A 25,684-nucleotide genomic window follows, 5' to 3' on the forward strand; every position below is an offset into this window, starting at 1 on the left:
ATTGCAAAGCTTTTTGCCTAAGTTTATGTATAACCAATACGTATACGGACATGAAAAAATCGCTTCTCACTTTCATCATTGCCCTATTCTCCCTTCAACTTATATCAGCCCAGACACCGGTTTTAGAAGGCGCCTACCAATCAACAAATAATGGTGTTACAGAACTGTGGCTATTTAAAGATAATTATTGTACTTATACCAAGTATGGAGATAAGGATTTTATGCTCACTTGGGGTGGGCCTTTTCGCATCGAAAACCAACATTTAAGCGTACTTGTGGAATTCAATTCTCAGAATGTATCCCAAGTCGGCTTGGAAGAAAAATCTCCACTTAGCACCACCAATCCGACCCATCTAAGAATAGCTGGCAAAAAATACAACAAATTGACAACAAAAAATCAACATCTAGACGGGCTATGGAGAATTACCGGCCGAAAAGAGGGAGAGCAAATCAATACTATTAAAAAAGCGGACCGAAAAACAATTAAAATATTGGTAGACGGTCACCTCCAATGGATAGCAATCAATCCCGCAGAAAAAGGATTTTATGGAACTGGCGGTGGTACTTACACTTTCAACAACGACTTGTATACTGAGCACCTTCTATTCTTTTCTAGAGATAACAGCAGAGTAGGCGCCACATTGAGTTTCAAAGGAGAAGTGAAGAATAAAGACTGGTATCACAGTGGCAAAAGCTCCAAAGGAGACCCCATCTTCGAAATATGGAGTAGAGAGACCGAATAGAAATAGAAATCTCAGCAATGTAATCTTTGCTGAGATTTCTATTTATTCAACCCAAATATGCACCCTTCCAACAAGAGTACTTAACGGGTGCTATACTGTAGAGCGAGACCTGCTATTGGGATTAACACAATGCTTACACTATCCAAAGAGATCCGAACTTAGATAACGATCGCCCCTATCGCAAGCGATAAAAACAATCGTGCCAGCTTCTAGCTCATTTGCGACCTTCAATGCTGCTGCAAATGCACCGCCCGTACTCATCCCTGCAAAAACTCCCTCACGCTTCACAAGCTCACGGGCCAAATGTGTCGACTCACTTTGTGAAATATCAATCACTCGATCCACACGTGAGGGGTCAAAAATTTTGGGAAGATATGCCTCTGGCCATCTACGTATTCCGGGAATAGAAGATTCTTCAGTAGGTTGGCACCCAACAATCTGTATCTCTGGATTCTTGTCTTTCAAAAAAATCGAATTGCCCATGATTGTTCCAGTAGTACCCATAGCGCTCACAAAGTGGGTAATCTGTCCATTCGTATCCTTCCAGATCTCAGGTCCTGTAGTCTTGATGTGTGCCTGGTAATTATCTGGATTAGCAAATTGGTTGAGAATAAAATAATCCCCATTTGCCGCCTTCTCCTCTGCATAGTCCCGACAAATTTCCATTGTCTCCAATAGCGTTACCTTAGCACCAAAGGCCTCCATTGTCAAAGTCCTTTCACGAGTAGAGGTAACTGGCATCACCAGTTCCAAACTCAATCCATATATACCTGCAATCATCGCCAACGCAATGCCGGTATTGCCACTTGTTGCCTCGATCAACTTGGAATCCTGATTAATCTCGCCGCGCTCCATTGCCGAACGAATCATATTCAAGGCAGCTCGATCCTTTACCGAGCCCGCAGGATTATTACCCTCCATTTTGGCATATATCTTTACCTTCGGATTGTTGTGAAATTTAGTAATCTCGACAAGAGGCGTGTTTCCAATTGTATCTATTATAGTTCCCATTTTCAAATAAGTGGTTTAGCGTCTACAAATTTTGAATTAGCTTGATGGTAGACCGTAGTATAGGGGTCTATACTAGATGTCAACCAGACATTGCCCCCAATAATGGAATGGTGGCCAATAAAGGTCTCTCCTCCTAAAATAGTTGCCCCAGCATAGATAATGACATAATCCCCTATGGTGGGGTGGCGCTTGATATTGGCCATGTTCTTCTCAACACTAAGTGCACCCAAAGTCACCCCCTGATATAACTTGACATGATCTCCAATAACACACGTCTCCCCTATGACCAATCCTGTACCATGATCAATGTACAAGTATTGGCCAATACTGGCTCCAGGGTGGATGTCTATACCTGTTTTCGAATGTGCATATTCAGTTAATATACGAGGAATAAGTGGGACTCCCAATTTCAACAACTGATTAGCCAGTCGGAAAATTCCAATAGCCATAAAACCTGGATAAGTTCGGATGACCTCTCGTATACTTTTGGCTGCCGGGTCTCCCTCCACAATAGACCGAGCGTCCGTCAACATGATTTCATACAGTGCAGGCAACTTATCGAAAAATTGACGAGTAATCTCCTGATTATCACATTTTGAGCAAGCCTTGGTTCGAATCAGCAAGTCGAGTAGCTCATTCTCGGATTGCTGAAAGGCAATCCGAATTTCGTCTACGGACTGGTAGCTGTTTGAATTTCGTTCTGGGAAAAGCAGATGCAATAGGTTCATTGACCATTGTGCAATTCGCTTATTAGAGGGCATATCCTGTACTTCCAGCTGCTTTTGAAACAAGTGGCTGTAAAAGTCCTCCATATTCTCTTCCATTGACATGTTTTTTTATTATCTCTTTAAATTACCAATTTATTGAACAGATGTACGAGCATCTGCTGTGGGTCATCCGTCAATCCTGGGTGCACGGCCGAGCATTGGATAATGGTACTTCGCTTTGCCGTCAACCAACGAAATCGCTCAGCCTGATCTAGCTCTGCCAACTTCCCTCCAGATTGCTCCCCATTGCAGATCTTAGCAAAGGAGTCAAGATGTGCTCTTACCATATCGATATCCAAATCTCGATACAATGCTTCACATTTTGCGTCATTCAACTGCCACAAAAAGCCCGAAAAACGCAGTTTTTTACAGTACAAGATTACCCCTATATTAATGAACTCCTCCCGCTCAACCTGCGGGACCAATCTCACTACAGCATATTCAAAGACTGCCTTCACGCGCTTGTTCAATTTGATTAACAAATAATTCCGAATGTGTCAGTCTATTGCAGAAAAAGCGAACATATACAGCCCTAGCATCATCTGCACTCAATTCCCGAATTTCATCCACAAGCCACTCATCTGGGACCACCGAAAGGATTTTTTGGACTACCTCCTCTGTGATAAGAGACCGATAGCGATTATCGACATCCCTAACACCCGTTGCATACTTCAGCAGCACATGATCTTTAATCTGAATGAAAGGTTTTATCGACTGCTCCTCCCAATTGTCCCAACTGTGATGAAAATATAAGGATGCACCGTGATCGATCAACCATAATTCCTTATGCCATATCAACATGTTGGTATTGCGCACCGTGCGATCTACATTCATCAATAATGCATCCAACCAGACAATCTTGGAAGCTTCCTCCTCTCCGATACGATCCACATTGGCATCAAACGTAATCGCTCCATTCAAAAAGTGCACACCCAAGTTCTTGCCCACACTAAACTTTAGCAAATCTTGTATCTCTTCATCCGGTTCTGTACGTCCGAAAGAGTCGTCTAAATTTGCGAAAACAATCTCAGGCATACGAAGTCCCATCACTCGAGACAACTCTCCACCTATTAATTCTGCAATCAACGCCTTTCGCCCTTGGCCCGCTCCTCGAAATTTAATTACGTAACTAAATCCATCGTCTGCATCTACAAGAGCAGGTAATGATCCCCCCTCTCGAAAAGGTTGAACATACCGAGTAACATTGACTTCTCTTATCTCTAATTCTTTATCAATCATCTGCAATCATTAATGTAATCTGGTCACCCACCGAAATTCCCCTACGAAGATTCTCGACAACTATTCTTTGTAAGCATTTCTGTAAATATCATAAAAAATAAAACATAAGCCTAAAAGAATTATGTAAATGCAGCATAAAAGAAATCATCTAACACCCTACTGAACAATCCTCACAATTACCGACAAAAAAGGGGAGACGCGTCCTGCTCTCCCCTTCCATATCAAAATATATGGCACATCTTAATGAGAGAACCGGAATGGTTCTTCAAGATACTCCATTCTGTAAACACGATCTTTCAATACAATCTCATTGTAGATTTTTCCGCTTTCATCTAATAAAAGTCCGACTCCTTTCACTGAGCTAGCGACCAAGAAATGATTTCCTTGAATCTGCTGTACACTACCCATTATTGCAGAATAGTATGCTTGCGGCAATCGAATACTATGCTGTATTGAAGCATTCATTTGCAGTTCATCTAGCTGAAAAGAGATAATTCGACTGTGCTTGCGCACCTCCCCCCCATTATCAAACAATAAGAGTTTACCATCTGTGGTCATATGGGCGTAGTGTTGAAACATAAAATAACCAGCATTATCCATATTGACATTCCCGCGACCTCCTAATTTCCACATCACAGCACCAGTCGTCGAATTGATTTTCCAAACTTGATGTAGTGCCCGCAAGGATACAATATAGTGACTATCCTTATCCTGAAAAACAGAGTTAATCCATGGTTGCTCCCGCATATCCGCGTCATATTCTCCTCGCGCATCAAACGTACTCCACTCCCATACCTTATTTCCCTTGGCATCCCATTCGACAAGCCCATCTCCTGGATATCCCCCCTTCAATTCATTAGTCACCGCCACATAGTGTCCACGATGATTCAATATTGCATCGTGATGTATACTCTTATCAAATCCAACTCTTCCCTTTCTATGGAAGAAGACAGTATCTCCAGCTAAAGTAGTTTCAAGCAAGATATTTCCATCTCCGAATGGTGTATGATCTTCATCCTCCACCGTCAATATCGTGTTGCGCTGGGTAAATCGCACACATTTGACCGTATTAGGTGAACGACGAAACCAGACAATGTCCCCCTCATTGTTCAAGATATATGTACACGAAGGGCTTGACATATTAGCAAACATAAAGTAACCCGGCAAATTACTTCCGAACTTGCTTTCATCCTGTTTATAAAATCCGCGAACCTCGTCGGGTATTTTTTCGGTCATCAGTATCAACTCGTTTTCCTTCAAGACAATGCGCTGACCATCCTGCGAGACGGCCGACACATCCATCCTATACCGGGTGTTCTCCTTCAGATCAAGCAACCCAAAGATGTGTTCTCGCTTCGCCGATGACTGTAATTCGCGGACTTCTTGCGGTCTACCTTCAGCATAATATCGAATCATAAGGTCACTTACCGTCGAAATACCAATCCTCAGCCGGGCAGAAAGCCCTATCTCCTTGCTATAATCCACATGCATTTGCTCAATACGCAAATCATCTCTAGATATCTCCTTTTTACAGGCAATCATCAGGAACAAACAAATGCCCATCACAGCAACATAAATACCATCAGATTTCATTTTATCCTTATTGCTTGTCCCACCATACTGGTACTAACCAATCGTTTTTACCACCCATTCGTCCAAGTGCTTCTTGTAAATTCTTACCATTTTGAATGGCTTCAGATTCAGGATAGAAAAATCGACGTGGAATAACCCCATCGGTACCGCTAGTATACCATTCTACCGAAGTGAATGGCACCAATTTAGGATATCCAGTTCTTCTAAAATTGGCATATGCTTCAGCCCCGTTGAGAAAAAAATTGACCCACATCTGACTATGGATTGATTCCATTGTAGCTTCAAAATCAGAAGGAAAGGGCAAGTAGTGGGCTTTTAAAGCGTCTATATTGCTTTGCCCGATTGGCGGAGCGCCAGGATACAAAGCCATCATTTCACAACTTGCCTGAATGCCGTTCATAAAATGTGTTTGGGCATTTGTAGCACCCGCCCATCCACGAGCAGCTGCCTCCGCCTTCAAAAATTCTACCTCCGCAAAGCTTAGATGAAAAAAAGGCGCATCCAAAGCCGATACATATTTGCTAGGTTGTAAGAATTTAAAATTGTGCCCAACCTCAATTTGATTGCCATCATCATCAGTCACAGGACCATAATTCTTAAATTCATTCCAGGCCATCGCACCAGGACTCACACCCAAGGGTTCGATAAAGGCAGATATATCGATTACATTACTGGATACCCCCACTATACCGTCTCCAACATAAGTCCCGCCATATATATGTAACCTTGGATCCTCGCGCTCGGCCATGTAATTGACCAAGGTCCTCACCAACCTGAAACCAGCAGATATGGCATCCGCTTTAAAAACCTGTGATCGGCCATTACCCCTGAACTCGTCAGCTGTGTAATTGATAGGCATATGCTTAATCATGCAGATATCGCTATTATTAGCCATCACTCCATTCGTTAATGCGCGCTCCACTTGCTTTTGAGCTTCGGCAAGATTTATTTTCGTTAATCTAAATCCGAGCCTCAACCGCAACGAGTTACAAAATTTTTTCCATTTGGCGACGTCCCCATTATAGAACATATCCCCACCAACAGTCTTCCCTGCTACATCGAATGCAGCATTCGCCTTTTCCAACTCATTAAAAAAATCGGCATAGATATCCTCTTGTCTATCATACTTAGGCTTAAACTTACGTTCGGTGAACCCCTTTATTGCCTCACTGTATGGAATATCACCATACATATCCGTCATCCTAGAAAACATATACACGCGAAGTACGCGAGCGGCGGCATTCATATTGACCATCTCAGGGTCACTTTCCGTACGATCAAGGATGTCCTGTATATTCTTAAGTTCACGCGGATAGGTCGACTCCCAATGGCTATACCAATGACTCTTCTCTACCACTCTATACATCCCTCCATGCTGTGTCCACCAAGACCCCCCTAGATGCTGGACAATAGGGGATGCAATACCCAAATCATATCTCCAGGCATCCTCACGATCACCTGATAGAGATGATTGAATTTTAGTAAGCTGATATGCTGGATCAAGTGATGTAAACCCCGCAGGATCCTCGTTGAGACTCGTCAAGTCTTTGGTACACGATAGACACATCAATGAAAGTGCTATCAACGACAAATATTTTATAATTTTCATTTTCAAATCGTCTTAAGTAATATGCGTATTAAACTGTCCAATCCGACTAAAATTTCACCTGCAAATTAAATCCAATAGATTTACGCCCCGGCAAAGAGCCGTATTCAAATCCTTGTCCATTACCATTATTATAGTTGGATTCGGGATCTATATTGGGTACGTTCTTTTGTATAATCCATAAGTTACGTCCAATGATACCTATAGACGCCTGTTGTATAGCCAATCCCTTCAAAAATTTAGTCGGTATGGTATAACTAATACCGATATCTCGAAGCTTGACATACCCCCCATCATAAATAAAAGGTTGAGGAATATTATTACCAACAACTGCCCAATAAACCGTAGGATTGACCGCAACCTCATTCTTTTCACCAGCTTCATTCACCCCCTCACCAACATATCCACGTCCATTCTGGGCCACTTGATCGGGGTCTTGATTCGCCTGCTCCGCAGCACGGCGCTCGGCAGAATATTCATTCCAAGAATCACGTCCTCCAGCAGTATTCGGATGAGAACCATTGATGTGCATGGTCATATTCGTCATCGAAAATAAGCTACCGCCCTTACGAACGTCTAAAACAGCCTTTAATTCAAATCCTTTATATAAAAAGCTATTCACGAGTCCCCCAGTCCATTTCGGAAGACTATTTCCAATTTCTACGGGAGCATCTGTATATAATGGCATACCGTCTTTACCGTGTATACGACGTCCCTGCTCATCCAATGCAAAACCATTACCTAAGATAGTCCCAAAGGGTTTACCTTTTTCAGCAATAATAGTCGCTCCGGCCCACCGAGCCTCCGCCACAGTATAGGCGTCCAAATCTTCGTACAAATCAACTACAGTATTGTAATTTTTCGAGAAATTAACCGCTAGATTCCAGCGGAAAGAGTTTTCTAACACGATTGGCGTCCCCTTTAAAAGAATCTCTACACCCCTATTCTTTAATTTAGCAGCATTGAGTGATGCAAAGCTGTATCCCGTCGTTTGTGGAATTGGCAAATCGATAAGTACATCATTCGTAACCTCATCATAATATGTAAAATCCAAACCTAAGCGGTTATTGAAAAAACTCAAATCTGCTCCGAACTCAACAGAAGTCTTACGTTGCGGACGCAATTGTGCATTGGGGATGGTTTCACCAAGCACTTCACCCATGGGCATGCCATTCATAGCAGTCCCCGTCAAAGAATACAGAAATCTAGTCTTATAGGGGTCTGCATCCGAACCAACCTGACCAACAGACGAGCGCAACTTAGCATAATTCAGAACACTTGAATTCAAGGCCAAGGCATCACTCAGTACAAAACTCAAGTCAGCAGCTGGATAAAAGTAAGAATTGTTCCCCTTCGGAAGAGTAGATGACCAATCGTTTCGAGCCTGCAAATTTAAGAACAAGTAATTGTTGTAACCCAGTTCGACATTTCCAAATATAGACTGAATCTCCTTTCTTGGATTTGCGGGTAGCACCTTTAATTCTTTAAAATTAGTAATAAGGTCTTTCCCTGGCACATTGATTTCTGTACCTGTCGTAAGGGTCTGATCACGGTTAAATTTCATAACATTACCCCCAAGCATGGCCCCCAACCGGAAGCTAGGTGTCAACTCTTTACGAAAATTGACCATCGCTTGATAATTGTCCTCACGCACAAACAAATCATTCAGAATCAACTGGCCACCATCTCGTGTAGGTGTATTGCGATCGTAGAAATTCCTAAATTTGAAATTGTAAAAATCTGTACCACCACTGACGGAAAAATTTAAGAATTCGTTCATTTCGTAATTCAACCTTGCCGACCCACCTATTCTTCTCTTGTCGCTATCATTTTTTGTTCTGTTCAATGTCCAATACGGATTGGCTCGATATTGATTTCCCGTGTAATTGATATAAGAACCATCTTCATTCTGATACTCTTGTAGCCACGCTTGATCAAAATTGCCCGCGATACCGATCAATCCATTACCAATATTGTTGACGTCATCCGTCAAGGCTGGTCTATTTTTCACATCTTCTTGCATCAAAGAAGCTTTCACCTCCAACGTAAGTTTATCCACCAATTTGGTCTCTCCCCTCAATGAAAAAGTATTCCGATCAAATTTACCGCTAGGTACGATATCCTTATTGGCAACATTGGAGTAGGAAAAGCGCAGATTACTCCGCTCATTACCGCCACTGAGTGACAGTGTGTTCATTGCTGTGACTCCTGTTCTGAAAAAATTCTGAATATTATCCTCGATATATTTGTAAGGTCTCATTTGCCCATTCCGTTGGATAATAGAATCCAAATCGGTATATCTAGGCCCCCAATTGGCTGCGATGTTAGAAGCCTCGCTCGCGTTACGTTGCGCCAGCCCATTATTCCCTTGCCCATATATCTTTTGCACCTCTTCCAATTTAGTCGAAATATGGTCGGTAGTCAATGAAGAGTTAAAATCTACCCCAATTCCCTTTTGTCCCTTACCGCTCTTCGTCGTAATCAATATTACCCCATTCAAAGCTCTGGAACCATATAAAAGCGCCGCCGATGCCCCCTTTAATACTGAAATATTCTCAATATCATTCGGATTGATATCGGCAACACCATCTCCTAAATCAAATCCGCCATTATGATCAGCACTACCAATATTACCGTTGACAGCAGGAACCCCATCTATCACATAAAGAGGCTGATTACTCCCCTGCAGCTCACGGATACCACGAATCACGACACGACTGGAGCCGGTAGGCCCTGCGGTCGTGGTAGAAATATTGACGCCTGCAATCTTTCCTGCTAAAGACGCAATCGCATTTGTTTCACCAAAACCTGATATATCCGTACTCGACACATCCGAAACAGCATAACCCAGTTCGCGTTTCTGCCGTTTGATACCAAGAGCTGTCACGACGACATCAGTCAATTGTTGGACCTGTTCATGAAGTGTTACAGATAGGCTCGACCTATTAGCCAACGTGATTTCTTGCGAAGCATACCCTAAGTAACTAAAGAGGATGATAGCATCACTCGGCACGTTCCGTAGCTCAAACTCCCCCCCGCTATTGGACACAGTCGCCACATTGCCCCCCTTCACTTTAATACTCACACCTCCAAGTGGATTTCCAGTAGCATTTCGAACTACACCTTTTACAAGGGATTGTTGCAGAAGTTCTACGGGGACACTATCTTCTTTCCTCTTTACAACTACCGTGTTGTCAACGATTGAATATGCTACAGGCTGGTTGGCAAAGCACAAGTCCAATACGGTATTAATGTCAGCGTTTTTCACCTCGATATTGACATTTTTTGTATCTTTTAGCATCGGACTGCTATATACGAACTCATATCGGCTCTGCTTACTAATCTTGCTGATAATCTGTTCCAAAGAACTATTCCGCTCAAGCAAGGTAATTTTTTGCGCGAGCGTCTTGGCCTGTACCTGAAGAATTGTCCCGATAATCAGGAGAATGGTCAGCTTGGTCATAATTAGAATCTTATAAGAAAAGGATTTGCTCTTCTTAGATAAATAAAATTTCATACTTTTGAGTGGGTTAATTGATTAAATGAAATAACTACTTAGTGCATTTTTTCAATGAAAAATCCTTATAGGGCTGAAGCGTCATCACCGCTCAGCCTTTTTTATTTTTCACGAAAATTCAATTTTTCAATGTAGGTGTAATGTCATAGTTTAAGTTCTCTTTTTTAAGGGTTAATAATTGATTTATAGTGCTGAATGGGACAAATATCCTTCTACTAGGGCGTCACCACAATTTTTTTACCATCGACCTTGAACTTAATAGTACCGGTCATTTCCAATTTTTGAAGAATATCCTGAATATGCTGTCTCCGCAAAATCCTTGCAGAATACTCTTTTCCTTGCATATCCCCATGATATTCGACCTGCACATCATACCACCGTGCCAACTGGGTCATAAGCTCCTTAATAGGCGTATTTTTAAAGTTGAAATAACCCTCTATCCATGCCAAATCGGCATTCAAGTCAGTCTCCGCGACAGTTACATAGCTTTTATCATCGCATACATCTGCCGACTGGCCAGGTTTTAACAAGACAGCATGTCCCGGTATAGACACCTTTACAGATCCTTCCAGAAGCGAAGTCCTTACCAAGTGAACAGTGTGTGTGTTGACGTTGAACTTGGTGCCCAAGACCTGTATTTCCGCCCGATTAGCAGTAACAATAAAAGGGCGCATATTGTCTTTAGCAACTTCAAAATATACTTCACCACTTACCGTCACCCGGCGCTGACCTTCCACGAAAGCGGTCGGAAACCGAATACTACTTTCGGCATTTAAAAAGACTTTCGTACCATCTGAAAGCACCATTTTATATTGTCCGCCTCTAGGTGTTTCCAAAGTGGAGTGGACCACCACATCCTTAGGGCTGGAATCTCTTCCTTCAAGCACAAGACTTCCATCCACAATGTTAAAAAAATCGGCGGTATTGCCATCTTGCTCTTCATCTCCCAAAGAGATGACACGCCCGTCCGACATTCTCAATATGGCTTGATCAGACCCTGGCACAATCATTTCATCTACTGAAGAAATGAAAGCAGCTGTAGCTGGTTGTTCTTGATAATACCTATAACCTAGTACACTTATCGTCAGGATAGCACATATGGAGGCGGCTATAGCAACTTTTTTGAAGGAGAAGAACCTAGGTACAGTATCCACCTCACCAACATCCACCTGATGGCCTACCGCTATCTTTGTTTTAAAAAGAATACGTTCAAGTGCAATCTCAACATCGCCCAACTCGTCGCACTCTACGTTGGTATGGTCCTTAGACCTATACCATTCCAAAAGCTGCGCTCGCTCTAATTCAGTAGCTGTACCAAGCGTATATCTTTCAATAAGAATATGCAATTCCGAATCCGTCATTATTAGGTATAATTTAAGGGTAAGTACGACAAGGAAGGAATTACCCTTAGTCAAATTTCGATTTATTCAAAAAAATCAGACAAAACACTAGAAATCAGCAGGATAAAAACACCCCTATCTTTTAGGCTCTTGCGAACTGACTTCAGGGCCTTTGTGAGATGGGCCTCGACGGTTTTTTCGGATACATTTAGTTTTTCCGCTATTTCTCGGTTATTGAGTCCTTCCTGACGACTCAACACATATACTTTGCTACACTTTTCAGGCAATTGCTCAACAAGCCCATCCACAAATTCTTGCAGGAATTTAGCATGTAATCGCTCTTCGAAAGTGGAGTACTCAGGCTGATAATTTTCAAGCACAATCTCCTCCCGTCTACGCGTCTTATAAATAGCCTTGAAAATTGAAAATTTAATTGCGGTAGCCAGATAGGCTTGGAGTTTTTCAACAGTAATTAACGCCCTTCGTTCCCATAACCCAACGAATACCTCCTGCACGATTTCTTCTGCCAACTCCCGGTCTCGGGAATAATTATATCCCATAATCAGCAATTTTTCACTGTAGCGCCTGTAAATCTCGCTAAATGCCACTTCATCTTCCTCTTTGAGCAAAGCTGTCAATTCTTGATCAGATAGGATAGAATAATTGGCCATGGCATAAACTGGTATACTGACAAATTTAACTAAAATGCTTTGCATTCCCTAACATCCACTAGAGATAAAATGTAGGCTAGCGCAGATTTCATTCTGCTCGCAATTAATTATGCTATTCTTATAAGAAAATTTTCAAATGAAAAACATCGAAACCCAACCCTCAATATGGTTGCTGTTCTAATCACACGATTACCCTTAGCTTCGTTAAAGATTATATCGATTGTTGCACCATGTAGAACTCATATCCTGACTATTTCAGATGGAGATATCAGTATCTCTTAAAAAACATGTACTTTAGGTTAAAAAAACATAAAAACAATGAGGCATACCTTATACTCCTTCCTGCTATTGCTCACTTGTTTGAGCTCCTATGCTGCCGCACAGACAAAAGAGGACCTCAAAAAGAAATACGAAAACAGCGATCTCCATAAGGAAACGGAGAAGAAGATGAGGAACAAGCAGACCTATCCAGATAGTATCATTCTAGCACCACTTCACTTTACCAACTCCTTTGTCAATTTAGATAGTAACGTAAATGATTTTCAATCCTTCAGTATCGATGTCGAAATTCAAAACAACATCCCCGATGACTATGCCTTCTATATATCACCCTTCAACATCAGCCTAAATGGAATACCTATCTATGGGGGCATTCAAACACATTCGGATGGGCACAGTGTCAAAGATGACAGTTATCAACAGATTGGAAGGGGTGGTATTTTTTCACGGTGGTACGAGCGAAATAAAGAAGCTACGCGAACCCATGGATACTATAACAGCAGCGATGGTGAAGGAGACTTCATAAGTGTCCGAAACAAAGTAAACTGGAATAAAGGCAAATATCGCTTAAAACTGACTAAAGCTGAATATATTCCAGGGAAGTCGATTGCCGACAAATTCTCGCCCAAAGATTTATACTTTGCTTGGGGTGACATGGAACATACATGGGTGACCTACACCGTCGAAAACCTTGATAGTAAAAAAGTTGACACCATCGGATCGTTGGCTTTTCCTGGGAAGAAACTGACAATGAGCAAAACCATCATCTATTTTACAGAACAATACCATAAAGCGTTTGATTTTGCAGCAACCGACCGTAAGCTTGGTGCAGGATATCTTCACTACAAAAAAATACCGACTATTGACATGACACTAAGCAATTTAAAGATTAACGAAACGCTATTTATCCCCAGGGAAATCAAAACCCATCACAATCGAACACATCATCCCGATCAAGATCAAATTAAAATGCCTATGCCCATTTTGTCAATAGATCGATATGATGCATCCACTGGCATTCTGACCTATTGCATAGGTAGGTTGGTCCATTGGTAGGTCAAATCATAGTCCATTTTTGCAATAGCATCATTTTTCAAATCGGAAAATGATGCTATAATTACAAAGGCTCTCCCTCCTTTTCCCGCAAATTTTACTTATTCTACTTATATTTGCTAATCAGCAAATTTTAAGTATAGACTATATTCATTAATGAATACAATTCAAGAATACAACAGTGTTATCAAACATTGTCAACATCTTTTTATAAAAAAACCAAAGATTATGGCACCACAGGGCGCGAAATGCATATTTCTTTACTTACCAATTTATCCTCATGAAAACACGCTGTATAAAACAAATTGAGGACAATAGAGGGACAACCATCCCTTCCGAAAGATTTAATGCCAACTGTTCTGTCTTTGCCTTAATATAAAATGGAATTGGCCAAATAAGTTTAAATATCTACTTTTCAAAGTGGTAAAATAAAATAACATGCAAAGTACGTACACTTCTCCATCAAAAAAACAGAGTCCCAACTACTTACTAGGGTTTGCCAGAATCATCACCGGCTTACTTTTTATTTTCTCCGGCTTAATCAAAGCCAATGATCCGACCGGATTTGGATATAAATTGGAAGAGTACTTCCACGTTTTCCACATGGATTTCATGAATGATTACAGCACGTTGATAGCCATTGCCATTTGCGGGTTTGAGATTATACTGGGAGCTCTTTTACTGTTTGGATTCTATGGTAGAAAGGTCGCTTGGGGACTATTATTACTAATTATCTTCTTCACCTTCCTAACCTTTTATTCGGCATTCTTTGAAGTAGTTACATCTTGTGGTTGTTTTGGCGATGCAATCCCATTGACACCTTGGCAATCGTTCTTAAAAGATTTGGTGTTATTGGCACTCATCCTTATTATATTTGTGTACAGGGGGCAAATCAAATCTATTGTCAACGATGCATTTACAAAAGGGCTATTGACCATAGCGATTATTGTAATCTCCTTAGGCATTGGTATTTATACTACACATTATCTCCCGTTTATTGACTTCTTACCCTATAAAAAAGGAAATAACATCCCTGCTCTGATGATACTCCCTGAAGGAAAAGAAGGAGATGTATATGAGACCATCTATGCGATGAAAAACACGAAAACAGGAGAAACCAAAAATGTCACCGATAAAGTGTACATGTCTGAAAAGATTTGGGAAGATAGTAATTGGGAAATCGTGGGTGACCCGTCGAGCAAGCTCATTAAAAAGGGATATGCTATCCCAATTCCCGACCTTATGATTACCGATAGTGAAGGGACAGACCGTACCCAGGAACTCATCACCAACCCATACTATAATTTTGTCGTGGTCAGCAAAGACCTCACCAAGATGGATAAAAACGACCTAGAATCACTCAACAAAATTAACCAGACTGTGAAACAGATTGCCGAAGAATATAATCTCCGTGCTGTCCTATTGACAGCCAGTTCATCTAATGACGCAGACTTTCTGAGCAAACAAATGGACCTGATATTTGAAATCTTCTATGCCGACCAAGTTCCATTAAAAAGCATGGTTAGATCAAATCCAGGTGTCTTACTTATGCAAAACGGAAATGTAATTAACAAATGGTCGCATAACAACTTTCCGAGCGCAGAAAAACTAGTGTCTAAATATTTCAAAGAAGATAAATAATGGCAAAACCAATTTTTTTGATTGGCTACATGGGAAGTGGCAAGACGACTATTGGCAGAAAGCTAGCCAATAAGATGAATCTACCATTCATTGATCTCGACGAGGAAATCGTAAAACAGATCGGCATGCCAATTGCCGAATATTTTGCAGCCAATAGTGAAGCAGACTTTAGGACAATCGAACGTGACTTCCTTCGTCAATTAGAATTACAAGAAGCCATCATCTCTACAGGTGGCGGCACTCCTTGCTTTCATGACAACATACAGTGGATTAATGATAATGGAATATCCTTGTATCTTAAGATGACACCAAAAAGCCTGTGGGATCGACTCTCGAAATCTGACGTAAAGAAAAGACCCATTTTAGAAGGGCTGACAGGTAAGCACTTGCTCACGTTTATCGAAGCAAAACTTGGCGATCGTGAGCCATTTTACCAACAAGCACATATCATATTTGACAAATTGGACAGAAATCTTGACGAAATCATCAATTTAATCAACATACATCAAAAGGCTATAAATACATCAGCTTAAACAAATACCGTTTATATGAGAAAGAGTATACAGATCTTTTTATTCGCATTTATTTTAATCTCTACTGCCACTAGTTGTCTAGAGCTTGCCTCATCAAGCAAACCCTCTTTGACCCAGGGCACGATTTTCAATTTTAAATCGGCGAATGATCTCTATCAATTTCTGACATACGACGAAAAAAGATACCCATTAGTAAGTGCCCATCGTGGCGGACCGTATCCAGGATATCCTGAAAATGCCGTAGAGACCTTTGATTTCATTGCAAGTAAACAACCGTCTATCATTGAATGCGATGTCAGACTTACGAAAGACTCCACTCTGGTGCTCATGCATGACGAAACCCTCGACCGCACAACAACCGGCGAAGGTCGCATCCTAGACCACACCTTTGAAGAACTAAAAGATTTGCGACTAAAGGATCAAGATGATAAAGTAACCAAATACAAGATTCCTACGCTGGATGAAGCCCTGAAATGGGGGGTGGGCAAAGTAATTTTCACTTTGGACATCAAACCCGAAACACCGTACGACCTAGTGGTGAATGCCATTAGAAAAGCAAAAGCCGAAGCCTACGTAGTCATCATCACCTATAGTCCCAATCAAGCGGGCCGCATATTCAGTCTAGCCCCCGACTTAATGATTTCGGCTTCCATTCGAAACTCAGGAGATCTACTCAGGCTCAATGATCGCGATATCCCTGACAACAGACTTGTAGCATTTGTTGGGACGCGAGAACCAGACCCAAGCCTTGTCGAACTCCTACATGGTCATGGGATACCTATTATCCTAGGTACTATCGGTAACTTGGACAAACAGGCAACAGCAAAGGGTAATCAAGTCTACGCCGAATATATAGAAAGAGGTGCTGATATATTGAGCACCGATAGACCATTGGAAGCAGGCAAATCATTGAGGTACTATATCACTAAACGGGGGCTCAAATCACCTTTTATTCAATAACACATGTCAATCGTTGTACAACAAATATGCAAGTCCTATCTCAAGCAACGAGCTTTAGACCATGTATCCTTTGAAGTCATCCCTAATCAGATAATGGGTTTTCTTGGTCCCAATGGAGCTGGAAAATCCACGACAATGAAAATCATTACCGGAATCATTCCCGCAGATCAAGGAGAAGTATTCATCAATGGCAAGAATATAAAGGAATCCGGAAATACATTAAAAAAAACAATTGGCTATCTTCCTGAGCATAATCCCCTATATGAAGACATGTATGTCTTAGAGATTTTAGAATTCGAAGCCAATGTACACAAGCTCCCCAACAAAGTAGCTCGCATTGATGAAGTTATACAAATGACAGGGCTACAATCCGAACGGCATAAAAAAATACAACAATTATCAAAAGGATATCGTCAACGTGTCGGATTGGCAATGGCTATTATCCATGATCCAGCCATTTTGATTTTGGATGAACCTACATCGGGGCTAGATCCAAATCAAATACTTGAAATCCGTGCGCTCATTAGAGAATTAGGAAAAGAGAAAACCGTATTGTTCTCGACCCATATCATGCAAGAGGTTGAGGCAATCTGTGACAATATCCTCATCCTCAGTAAAGGCCGAGTTATGGACTGCTTACCCCTAACCGAAATTCAACAAAAATATCCCCGAAAAACCATCGAAGAAGTATTCGTTCAATTAACACAATAATTTTTGAAAACTTTATTGGGTTTGTCTTGTTTTATTATTGTTTAACAATAACAAAAACTCAAGATCATGAAAAAATTATTTCTACCATTTATTTTATTACTAGGAACTGCTGGATTGGTTCAAGCTCAAAATCGGATCGAGACCACTCCACAGACTTCAGCAGATGTAGGTATGAAACCTATTGAGCAAGGTAACTGGATGATTGGAGGTTCGATCGGAAGCATTGGATATAGCTTTGAGGGCAAATCATTCAATGCGGGTATAAATCCACGTGCAGGTTATTTTGTGACCGACGGTTTAGCAATTGGAGCCGAAGCGTTGTTGGGACTGACAACTGTCAAAGATGAAGATAATCTTTGGAGCTACGGGATTGCTCCATTTGTACGATATTATTTTCCTGGAGGCGCAAGCTCGACAGGCCGCTTTTTTGGACATGGTTCAGTGGGTATTGCAGGCAGTTCACCTGGTGATGGCGCAACCATCACCGCAGGTGCAAATGTGGGATATGCGCATTTTATCACACAAACTGTAGCTCTAGAAGCAATGGCTGGCTACAATTACTCCAAAGCCAATATCAGCGGCGCGGATAAAGCAACTGGATTGGGCGTAAGTGTCGGTTTCCAAATTTATCTTCCTGGAAAAAGATAATTCATTCCATTTTACAAGAACGTATTGATAAGGATGTCAGTACGTTCTTGCTTTACCGCCTTCTATTTCCTAATTTCGAAGCAAAAAACAGGATATTTTGCTTAGCATCTATAAAAAAGAGGTTTCCTCTTACTTCAGTTCATTCATTGGTTATCTCGTAATAGCGTTATTCCTCACCCTAACAGGACTACTATTTTGGGTATTCCCAGAAACAAGCATACTAGAAAACGGTTACGCCTCACTTGAAGGTTTCTTCTCATTAACCCCGTATCTCTTTATCTTTCTAACCCCTGCTGTCACCATGAAGGCAATAGCAGGTGAAAAGGCTGCAGGCACATACGACCTTTTGCTAAGTCGTCCCTTATCTGTCCGAAAAATCGTTTTGGAAAAGTTTGTAGGGGGAATTACCATTACCACTCTAGCTATATTACCGACCATCATTTATGCAGCATCCATTTATTTTTTGGCGCAGCCAATTGGCAACATTGACATTGGCGCAACTATAGGATCATATCTAGGATTGATGCTATTGGCGATGGGGTTTGTAGCTATTGGTCTATTTTGCTCCGCCCTCACCACCAATACAATTGTTGCCTTCCTTTTAGCTGTATTTCTCAATTTCCTATTTTTCTATGGTTTCGAGGCTTCCAGTCAATTATCCCCATCACCAGATATTCAAGATTTAATTCAATCATTTGGATTTTCAGACCATTATGAGGCGATAAGTCGAGGAGTACTCACACCGGTAGATTTTTTCTATTTCATTTCTATCCCCATACTTTTTTTGGTGGTGACAATTGGACACCTGAGAAAAGACTTCAACCCACGAAGGAAGACATTTACTTATTACGCAGGCACACTTGCCTTGATAACATTGGTAAATTCAGGCATATTTCACACCCTCTTTGATCGAATCGATTTTACAAGCGACAAGCGCTACACATTAACCCAAGCGTCAAAGGACATTCTAAAAAAACTAGACAAAGACGTATACATTACAGTTTTTTTAGATGGCGAACTTCCGAGTGGTTTTACGAGATTGAAAAAAGCAGCCATAGATATGGCCGCGGACCTACGCTCCTATTCCAATGGCAAACTAAAATTCAATATCTTAGACCCTTTGGCGGGTACTCAGCAAGAACAACAGGAATTTACACAAGCACTCCTCGGGAGAGGATTATATCCGACCAATCTGAGTGTAAAATCCAAATCAGGATTCAGTCAAAAGATAATCTTCCCTGGAGCTATTGTTGCAACAGACAGTATAGAGATACCTGTCAACCTGCTGCAAAACCGTACAAATGCAAGTCCTGAGCAAATCCTAAACAACTCTATACAAAATTTGGAATATGCTTTTATATCTGCAATAAGCAAGATTAATAACACAGAGACACCTTACATCGGATTCACGGATGGCCATGGCGAACCAAGCGATCTAGAGCTATACGACGCCATGCACTTGCTCATGAACGGCAATCAGGTTGGACGTATACATTTAGACGCTATGGATTATGAAGGGCTGAAAAAGCTTAAAATCATGATTGTCGTCAAACCCCAAAAACCATTTTCAGAAAGTGAAAAATATAAGATAGATTACTTTGTCCGCAATGGCGGGCATATCATTTGGGCATTAGATCAAGTAGATGCAAGTCTAGATCAACTTAAAACCACTGGACAACAGACACTCATTGGGAGACAACTCAATCTGGACGATTTACTCTTCCTGTATGGTGTCAGACTCAATTACAATCTAATTGGTGATATGAATTGCGGACAGATACCACTATCTGTAGGCAACATTGGTGGAAGACCACAAATCGAACTAGCCCCTTGGCTCTTTCACCCCATTCTTATTCCCATGTCAAATCATCCTGTCGTCAAGAACTTAGACGGTATCCGTACCGAGTTCATCAGTAGCCTAGATACCATAACCACATCTGGCATCCATAAAGAAATCATTTTACAATCCTCGCCTTTCGCCAAGACGTGGAATACCCCCTCGACAATTTCATTGCAAATGGTCGAGCAGCAACCCGATCCTTCTACCTTTAAAAATACACCCATACCCGTAGCGGCATTGCTAACCGGCCAATTTCCCTATCTTTTTCAGAACCGTCCGACACCAAATGGCATTCAGAGACCTGTTGATTTGACACCAATATCAAAACCTGCTAAAATGATGGTAATAGGTGATGGAGATTGGCTAATCAATCAAATAAATGCATCGGATCAATCACCGTTCCCACTAGGTTGGGATAGATATACCAATCAACAATTTGCCAACAAAGTACTTTTAGAAAATGTTGTGGACTACCTACTCAACGACACTACCTTAATATCTCTACGAAATCGAGAAGTCAAACTTCGCATGCTGGATCAAGCTGCTGTGAAAAGAGATTCTTTGAAATGGCAACTCATCAATGTGGGGCTACCCTTGACCATCCTATTGGCAACCGGCACAATACACTTTTATTGGAGAAAACGGAAGTATCAAAAAAAGGTCGCATAGCCCCTCTATTTATTAGAATATTCAAAAATATCGACTACCCTGTTTAAGTAGCCGATATTTATCAGGTTTAAGTTACGATTTCTTCATCGTTCCTGTTTCATTCAATCGAATATGCCAACTAAAAGCCTCCTCCAATAGGTGTGGCGTGTGCCCACCTCGCTCCTTCGCACGATCGAAATAGGACTGTAATTCTTCTCTAAAATCAGGATGTACACAATTATCAATGATTACTTGTGCCCGCTCTCTCGGTGCTAGTCCTCTCAAATCGGCCAATCCAATATCCGTCACTAAAATATCAACGTCGTGCTCTGTATGGTCAACGTGGGACACCATAGGCAGTACATGCGAAATGGCATTTGCTTTGGAGGCCGCCTGGGTCACGAAAATACTCAAGAAAGCATTACGAGCAAAATCACCAGAGCCGCCAATACCATTCATAATCTTTGTCCCTACAATATGAGTAGAATTAACATTTCCATAAATATCAAATTCGATAGCCGTATTAATTGCAATCACCCCTAGTCGTCGGATCAACCCTGGTGTATTGGAAATATTCTGAGGCCTTAAGACCATACGATCCCTATACCTGTCCAAATTATCAAAAACCCGACTGTAGCATTCTTTAGAAACAGTGATAGAGGATGCAGATGCAAAGGAGAGCTTACCCGAATCGATCAAATCGAATGCACTATCTTGCAGTACCTCCGAGAACATCGTTAAATCATAAAAATTACTGCTCTTAAATCCAGTCAATACCGCATTGGCCACTTTACCTATACCTGCCTGTAAGGGTAGCAGTCGATCCGTCAGGTGCCCCAACTGAACCTCATTCTCAAAAAATTCCATGATATGTTTGGCAATAGCCGTTGTTTTCTCATCTGGCTCTGCAATATCTGCTGGACTATCGATAACATCCGTAAACACTATCGCAACAATTTTATCAGGATCTATTGGAATAGTCCTACGACCAATCTTGTTCCATGGAGCCACAATAGGAATCACATTACGATAAGGATAGTCCTCAGCTTGATAAATATCATGTATCCCCAATACATCCATGGGTACTGCTGTATTAATTTCTATAATTACCTTTTTAGCAAGAGCAGCAAATGTCGCTGAATTGCCGACAGATGTCGTTGGAACCAAACTTCCATCCCTTTCAATAAATGCGACCTCCAATACAGCAATATCAACAGGAGGAAGATTTTTGTTGTGAAGCAGTTCAGCACTTTCGCTTAAATGTTGGTCGATAAAAAGAACCTCACCCTCGTTTATTTTATTACGTAAAACACGATCAACCTGAAAAGGCATTCTCTTTTTCAAAGCACCCGCTTCCGCTAGTTTACCATCAGTATCATGTCCCAAAGAAGCACCCGTCATCAGTGTGATTTTTAACTTCTCTTTTTTAGCCCTTTCGGCAAATGCAGGGAGTACAACTTTACTATCTCCCGCCTTTGTAAACCCACTTGAACCGACGACCATATTGTCTTCAAAAAGTTGGGCCGCTTGTTCGGCACTCACCACTTTATCCTTTAGACGCTCAAGGCGAATTCTATCGTATGTCATATTCTAAAAAAGTAAAAACTATCTATATAAGTCTCTCATAAACAGAGTAGACAATATTAATCATTTATTTATTTGGCATTTTATTGCCCATCGCCACAAAATTATCCAATAAAGACGATATATTTGTAATTATTTATAAATCAGTCAGTAATATCAACATTCCGGATATTAGTGATTACAAACACAAGATGCGAAATCTACAAAGCACTGATATAATGCATCTTATAATTCACAAAAAATGAGTACGTACTAACTTTTCACCTGTTTCTGTATGAATACAGGTGACTGGACACTCACTTTTATAAATATGATTTATTAGTCAAGGAAATAGTTTAATAAAAATCGGAGATGGAAGTTAAATATGTAGACCGATATTACATGACAGAAGTAGATGCATTTGAAGACAGCATCTATTGCCATCATAAAGTGATGGGCGAAAAATTTATCGCTGAACATGTGCATCAAAAAGGTCAATTTTTATATACCGAAGGTGGAGTAGTATTCTTAAAAACCGACAATAAATCTTTCTTTCTTCCAGCAAGGCATTACATTTGGATTCCGGGAGGCGTAAGGCACAGCATACACCCCAGCAGCCCTGAAGTAATCATGCGCAACCTTTACTTCCCAAAGTTTGAGACAGATACGGTTTTCTTTGATAAAGTCAACATTTATCCAGTCAACGATTTACTAATTGAACTAATCATGTTCACCAACCGATGGAATGGCAATATATTTCCAGTAGAAGAGCCCAAGTACTCTATTGCAAAAGCATTTAAATTGCTCCTTCCCGAATTATCCCAAACAGAGCTTCCGCTAGCACTTCCTTATCCTAACCACCAAAAGCTAAAGGATATTATCACCTATCTAGATAGCCGGATCGAGGAAAATGTTGGGTTCAAAGAAATTGCAAAACAATTTGACATCAGCGAACGCACGTTGGCTAGATTATTCCAAAAAGAGTTAAACATGTCTTTTATCCAGTATTATACAATATTGAGAATGCTCAAGGCGCTAAAACTACTCTTGGACGACAAGCTAAGTGTAAACGAAGTCGCACTTAAAGTAGGATATAGCAGCCTTCCAACCTTTAGCAATACCTTCAATAAAATTGTTGGGGTGAGACCGAGTGAATATGTAAAACATAAAAATCATCTATTGTAAGGAGAAGACCCCTCTCTTTTTTATCTATCTTTAGTCTCAGGGATGTCAATCTTCGGAATAGGATATGTTGACTTAACATATTCCATTTCAGAAAAATCAAATGTGTATCAACAATTAAAAATATATATGAAAATTAAAAATCTGCTGGCTGCTGTAAGTACGGGAGCTTTGCTACTCTCCGCCTCCCTATCAGTAGCACAATCTATCAAGACGCCCAAACCCATTCAACTCTTCAATGGGAAAGACATGAAAAATTGGATTGTAAAAATCCGTCAACATGAAGTCGGAGAAAATTACGCCAATACCTTTCGAGTAGAAGAAGGTTTGCTAAAAGTTAGATATGATGGCTATCAAGAATTTGACCAACAATACGGTCACCTAGCATATGACAAACCCTTTGGAGCTTATGTGCTACGTGTCACTTATCGATTTGTCGGAGATCAGGTCAACGGTGGTGAAGGTTGGGCTTGGAGAAATAGCGGAGCTATGCTTCATGGACAAGATCCTCGAACCATGTTAAAAAATCAAGACTTCCCAATATCCGTCGAAGGGCAATTATTGGGGGGCGATGGAAAAAATGAACGCACCACAAGCAACCTCTGTACACCTGGCACCAACGTTGTCATGAATGACAAATTATTCACACCACATTGCATAAGCTCTAAATCGAAAACATACCATGGCGACCAATGGGTCACAGCAGATTTTGTCGTACTGGGGGATTCTGTAATACAACATATATTGGATGGACAGATTGTACTGGAATATCAAAAACCTCAAATTGGAGGAGAAAATGTTTCAGACTACGATCCTGCACAGAAGAAGGACGGTCAACTCTTGAGTAAAGGATACATCTCTTTGCAAAGTGAAAGTCATCCGATTGATTTCAAAAAAGTAGAACTTTATAATTTAGAACCCTTTATGAAGGATTCAGCAAAACTGGATAAAATCATCAAAACTATCCTAAGCAAAAAATAATCAAATAGCCCTGACTTTATAAGCCAGGGCTATTTATTCATCTACAAGAAAAGGGACACAACCTAATGCGTCCCTAAATATTATCTGTACAACTACTTAATCAGGATTAAGCTAGTTTGTTAACCAACTTAGTTAATTTTGATTTGTTGTTAGCCGCTTTTCTCTTGTGAATCACGTTCTTTTTAGCCAAACGATCAAGCATAGAGATTACACGAGGTAATAATGTTTTAGCCTCTTCTTGAGACGTTGTGTTACGTAATTTTTTAATCGCGTTACGAGTTGTTTTTGCTTGGTAACGGTTTCTCAAACGCTTAGTTGCATTTGCTCTAATTCTTTTGATCGCTGATTTATGATTTGCCATTTCTCTTAGCTAATTATTATTCTTTACTTAAATTTCGGACTGCAAAAATAACCCTTAATTTTCATATATCAAAATCTAAATTAAAGTTTTACCAGTATATCTTTCTCCAATTCCCTCAAACTAGCCTCAATCAATCACAAAACAAGTAAATAGCTTTTATATACCCTTTTAGGAACTCCCACTCTACACGAGCTCCATCAGAAATCAATACCATATAACCCCTTGTAAAAAGAAAGCAATTTATCTAAGTTTGCATATGCAAAAATTAACGATGGACCAATTGCAGCGTCCTGATGTAGAAACATTTAAAAAACAAGATAAAACACCTATCATTCTTGTGTTAGATAATGTCAGAAGTATGCATAATGTAGGATCCGCATTCCGTACATCCGATGCTTTTGCTGTCGAAAAAATAATCTTAGGTGGAATCACAGGTACTCCGCCACATCGTGAAATAGAAAAAACCGCACTAGGAGCCACTTCTTCTGTTGATTGGGAACATACTATTGATACCTGTGGTCGACTAGAGGAATTGAAAAAACAAGGATATACCATTCTAGCCATAGAACAAGCAGAAGGCAGCATAATGCTTCATGACTTCCAACCATATCCAGAAAATAAATATGCATTTGTATTTGGCAATGAAGTACATGGTGTAGATGAGCAAATTATGAAAATTGTCGATCATTGTATCGAAATACCTCAGTTTGGGACCAAACATTCATTCAATATCTCCGTTACGATAGGTATTGTATTATGGGATTTTGTTTCAAAAACCACCCTTAAGTAAAAAAAAT

General features: G+C 40.6%; 22 protein-coding genes. 11 read left to right on the forward strand and 11 right to left on the reverse strand.

Going from position 1 to position 25,684, the window contains the following annotated elements:
* Nucleotides 1–50 precede the first annotated feature (50 nt).
* Nucleotides 51–743 (forward strand): hypothetical protein, encoded by a 693-nt coding sequence (locus OQ289_RS18625; RefSeq protein WP_270088293.1) that lies wholly within the window; start codon nucleotides 51–53, stop codon nucleotides 741–743.
* Nucleotides 744–881: 138 nt separating this feature from the next.
* Here OQ289_RS18625 and cysM read toward each other — a convergent pair whose 3' ends face one another.
* The 9 genes from cysM to OQ289_RS18670 form a co-directional block, all read right to left on the reverse strand.
* The gene (gene cysM / locus OQ289_RS18630) at nucleotides 882–1,754 is read right to left on the reverse strand and encodes a cysteine synthase CysM (protein WP_033564022.1); all 873 of its coding nucleotides are present in this window, start codon (nucleotides 1,752–1,754) and stop codon (nucleotides 882–884) included.
* A 2-nt stretch (nucleotides 1,755–1,756) separates the two neighbouring features.
* Entirely contained in the window at nucleotides 1,757–2,584 is an 828-nt protein-coding gene (locus tag OQ289_RS18635; protein ID WP_270088294.1) for a serine O-acetyltransferase, read from the reverse strand.
* Nucleotides 2,585–2,601: 17 nt separating this feature from the next.
* The gene (locus OQ289_RS18640) at nucleotides 2,602–2,979 is read right to left on the reverse strand and encodes a DUF3037 domain-containing protein (RefSeq protein WP_033564020.1); all 378 of its coding nucleotides are present in this window, start codon (nucleotides 2,977–2,979) and stop codon (nucleotides 2,602–2,604) included.
* Nucleotides 2,963–3,760, reverse strand: coding sequence for a HipA family kinase (locus tag OQ289_RS18645; protein ID WP_270088295.1), 798 nt, complete (start codon nucleotides 3,758–3,760; stop codon nucleotides 2,963–2,965). Before OQ289_RS18645 ends, OQ289_RS18640 begins: the two co-directional genes overlap by 17 nt.
* A gap of 240 nt (nucleotides 3,761–4,000) precedes the next feature.
* Nucleotides 4,001–5,353 carry an aryl-sulfate sulfotransferase gene (locus OQ289_RS18650; RefSeq protein WP_033564018.1) on the reverse strand — a complete coding sequence of 451 codons (1,353 nt, stop codon included), beginning with the start codon at nucleotides 5,351–5,353 and terminating at the stop codon, nucleotides 4,001–4,003.
* Nucleotides 5,354–5,360: 7 nt separating this feature from the next.
* Nucleotides 5,361–6,962: a SusD/RagB family nutrient-binding outer membrane lipoprotein gene (locus OQ289_RS18655; RefSeq protein ID WP_270088296.1), complete on the reverse strand. Its 1,602-nt coding sequence runs from the start codon at nucleotides 6,960–6,962 to the stop codon at nucleotides 5,361–5,363.
* Nucleotides 6,963–7,008: 46 nt separating this feature from the next.
* A complete protein-coding gene (locus tag OQ289_RS18660; RefSeq protein ID WP_270088297.1) occupies nucleotides 7,009–10,476 on the reverse strand; it encodes a SusC/RagA family TonB-linked outer membrane protein in 3,468 nt (1,155 codons plus the stop codon).
* A 215-nt stretch (nucleotides 10,477–10,691) separates the two neighbouring features.
* Nucleotides 10,692–11,837 carry a FecR family protein gene (locus OQ289_RS18665; RefSeq protein WP_270088298.1) on the reverse strand — a complete coding sequence of 382 codons (1,146 nt, stop codon included), beginning with the start codon at nucleotides 11,835–11,837 and terminating at the stop codon, nucleotides 10,692–10,694.
* A gap of 62 nt (nucleotides 11,838–11,899) precedes the next feature.
* On the reverse strand, nucleotides 11,900–12,532 hold the full coding sequence (locus OQ289_RS18670) for an RNA polymerase sigma-70 factor (protein WP_270088299.1): 633 nt from the start codon (nucleotides 12,530–12,532) through the stop codon (nucleotides 11,900–11,902).
* A gap of 273 nt (nucleotides 12,533–12,805) precedes the next feature.
* Between OQ289_RS18670 and OQ289_RS18675 the strand changes: the two genes are divergently transcribed.
* From OQ289_RS18675 to gldG, 7 genes are all read left to right on the forward strand, one after another.
* Nucleotides 12,806–13,822 (forward strand): hypothetical protein, encoded by a 1,017-nt coding sequence (locus tag OQ289_RS18675; protein ID WP_033564016.1) that lies wholly within the window; start codon nucleotides 12,806–12,808, stop codon nucleotides 13,820–13,822.
* Between the two features lie 435 nt (nucleotides 13,823–14,257).
* Nucleotides 14,258–15,460 carry a BT_3928 family protein gene (locus OQ289_RS18680; protein ID WP_270088300.1) on the forward strand — a complete coding sequence of 401 codons (1,203 nt, stop codon included), beginning with the start codon at nucleotides 14,258–14,260 and terminating at the stop codon, nucleotides 15,458–15,460.
* Nucleotides 15,460–15,993, forward strand: coding sequence for a shikimate kinase (locus OQ289_RS18685; protein WP_033564014.1), 534 nt, complete (start codon nucleotides 15,460–15,462; stop codon nucleotides 15,991–15,993). Before OQ289_RS18680 ends, OQ289_RS18685 begins: the two co-directional genes overlap by 1 nt.
* Nucleotides 15,994–16,008: 15 nt before the next feature.
* Complete coding sequence (locus OQ289_RS18690) at nucleotides 16,009–16,953, forward strand: glycerophosphodiester phosphodiesterase family protein (protein WP_270088301.1); 945 nt, start codon at nucleotides 16,009–16,011, stop codon at nucleotides 16,951–16,953.
* A gap of 3 nt (nucleotides 16,954–16,956) precedes the next feature.
* Nucleotides 16,957–17,664 (forward strand): ATP-binding cassette domain-containing protein, encoded by a 708-nt coding sequence (locus tag OQ289_RS18695; RefSeq protein ID WP_033564012.1) that lies wholly within the window; start codon nucleotides 16,957–16,959, stop codon nucleotides 17,662–17,664.
* A 66-nt stretch (nucleotides 17,665–17,730) separates the two neighbouring features.
* A complete protein-coding gene (locus OQ289_RS18700; protein ID WP_033564011.1) occupies nucleotides 17,731–18,312 on the forward strand; it encodes a hypothetical protein in 582 nt (193 codons plus the stop codon).
* Between the two features lie 97 nt (nucleotides 18,313–18,409).
* On the forward strand, nucleotides 18,410–20,821 hold the full coding sequence (gene gldG / locus OQ289_RS18705) for a gliding motility-associated ABC transporter substrate-binding protein GldG (RefSeq protein ID WP_270088302.1): 2,412 nt from the start codon (nucleotides 18,410–18,412) through the stop codon (nucleotides 20,819–20,821).
* A gap of 72 nt (nucleotides 20,822–20,893) precedes the next feature.
* Here the strand turns inward: gldG and OQ289_RS18710 are convergent, their stop codons facing one another.
* Entirely contained in the window at nucleotides 20,894–22,387 is a 1,494-nt protein-coding gene (locus OQ289_RS18710) for a succinate CoA transferase (RefSeq protein WP_270088303.1), read from the reverse strand.
* Nucleotides 22,388–22,735: 348 nt separating this feature from the next.
* On the opposite strand from OQ289_RS18710, the gene OQ289_RS18715 reads away from it, so the two are divergent.
* Together OQ289_RS18715 and OQ289_RS18720 are read left to right on the forward strand one after the other, a co-directional pair.
* A complete protein-coding gene (locus OQ289_RS18715; protein WP_270088304.1) occupies nucleotides 22,736–23,548 on the forward strand; it encodes a helix-turn-helix transcriptional regulator in 813 nt (270 codons plus the stop codon).
* 126 nt (nucleotides 23,549–23,674) lie between these two features.
* On the forward strand, nucleotides 23,675–24,526 hold the full coding sequence (locus tag OQ289_RS18720; protein WP_270088305.1) for a 3-keto-disaccharide hydrolase: 852 nt from the start codon (nucleotides 23,675–23,677) through the stop codon (nucleotides 24,524–24,526).
* 106 nt (nucleotides 24,527–24,632) lie between these two features.
* On the opposite strand, the gene rpsT is transcribed toward OQ289_RS18720, so the two are convergent.
* Nucleotides 24,633–24,887 (reverse strand): 30S ribosomal protein S20, encoded by a 255-nt coding sequence (gene rpsT / locus OQ289_RS18725; protein ID WP_033564006.1) that lies wholly within the window; start codon nucleotides 24,885–24,887, stop codon nucleotides 24,633–24,635.
* 256 nt (nucleotides 24,888–25,143) lie between these two features.
* Here rpsT and OQ289_RS18730 point away from each other — a divergent pair, with 256 nt between their 5' ends.
* A complete protein-coding gene (locus OQ289_RS18730; RefSeq protein ID WP_270088306.1) occupies nucleotides 25,144–25,677 on the forward strand; it encodes an RNA methyltransferase in 534 nt (177 codons plus the stop codon).
* The last annotated feature ends 7 nt before the right edge of the window (nucleotides 25,678–25,684 follow it).

Origin of the sequence: Sphingobacterium sp. SYP-B4668 (genome assembly GCF_027627455.1) — a bacterium.
Taxonomy (GTDB): domain Bacteria; phylum Bacteroidota; class Bacteroidia; order Sphingobacteriales; family Sphingobacteriaceae; genus Sphingobacterium.

Coding starts and splice junctions, on each gene's coding strand:
- OQ289_RS18625 (WP_270088293.1), top strand. CDS start 51: ATGAAAAAATCGCTTCTCACTTTCATCATTGCCCTATTCTCCCTTCAA.
- cysM (WP_033564022.1), bottom strand. CDS start 1,754: ATGGGAACTATAATAGATACAATTGGAAACACGCCTCTTGTCGAGATT.
- OQ289_RS18635 (WP_270088294.1), bottom strand. CDS start 2,584: ATGTCAATGGAAGAGAATATGGAGGACTTTTACAGCCACTTGTTTCAA.
- OQ289_RS18645 (WP_270088295.1), bottom strand. CDS start 3,760: ATGATTGATAAAGAATTAGAGATAAGAGAAGTCAATGTTACTCGGTAT.
- OQ289_RS18650 (WP_033564018.1), bottom strand. CDS start 5,353: ATGAAATCTGATGGTATTTATGTTGCTGTGATGGGCATTTGTTTGTTC.
- OQ289_RS18655 (WP_270088296.1), bottom strand. CDS start 6,962: ATGAAAATTATAAAATATTTGTCGTTGATAGCACTTTCATTGATGTGT.
- OQ289_RS18660 (WP_270088297.1), bottom strand. CDS start 10,476: ATGAAATTTTATTTATCTAAGAAGAGCAAATCCTTTTCTTATAAGATT.
- OQ289_RS18665 (WP_270088298.1), bottom strand. CDS start 11,837: ATGACGGATTCGGAATTGCATATTCTTATTGAAAGATATACGCTTGGT.
- OQ289_RS18670 (WP_270088299.1), bottom strand. CDS start 12,532: ATGCAAAGCATTTTAGTTAAATTTGTCAGTATACCAGTTTATGCCATG.
- OQ289_RS18675 (WP_033564016.1), top strand. CDS start 12,806: ATGAGGCATACCTTATACTCCTTCCTGCTATTGCTCACTTGTTTGAGC.
- OQ289_RS18680 (WP_270088300.1), top strand. CDS start 14,258: ATGCAAAGTACGTACACTTCTCCATCAAAAAAACAGAGTCCCAACTAC.
- OQ289_RS18685 (WP_033564014.1), top strand. CDS start 15,460: ATGGCAAAACCAATTTTTTTGATTGGCTACATGGGAAGTGGCAAGACG.
- OQ289_RS18690 (WP_270088301.1), top strand. CDS start 16,009: ATGAGAAAGAGTATACAGATCTTTTTATTCGCATTTATTTTAATCTCT.
- OQ289_RS18695 (WP_033564012.1), top strand. CDS start 16,957: ATGTCAATCGTTGTACAACAAATATGCAAGTCCTATCTCAAGCAACGA.
- OQ289_RS18700 (WP_033564011.1), top strand. CDS start 17,731: ATGAAAAAATTATTTCTACCATTTATTTTATTACTAGGAACTGCTGGA.
- OQ289_RS18710 (WP_270088303.1), bottom strand. CDS start 22,387: ATGACATACGATAGAATTCGCCTTGAGCGTCTAAAGGATAAAGTGGTG.
- OQ289_RS18715 (WP_270088304.1), top strand. CDS start 22,736: ATGGAAGTTAAATATGTAGACCGATATTACATGACAGAAGTAGATGCA.
- OQ289_RS18720 (WP_270088305.1), top strand. CDS start 23,675: ATGAAAATTAAAAATCTGCTGGCTGCTGTAAGTACGGGAGCTTTGCTA.
- rpsT (WP_033564006.1), bottom strand. CDS start 24,887: ATGGCAAATCATAAATCAGCGATCAAAAGAATTAGAGCAAATGCAACT.
- OQ289_RS18730 (WP_270088306.1), top strand. CDS start 25,144: ATGCAAAAATTAACGATGGACCAATTGCAGCGTCCTGATGTAGAAACA.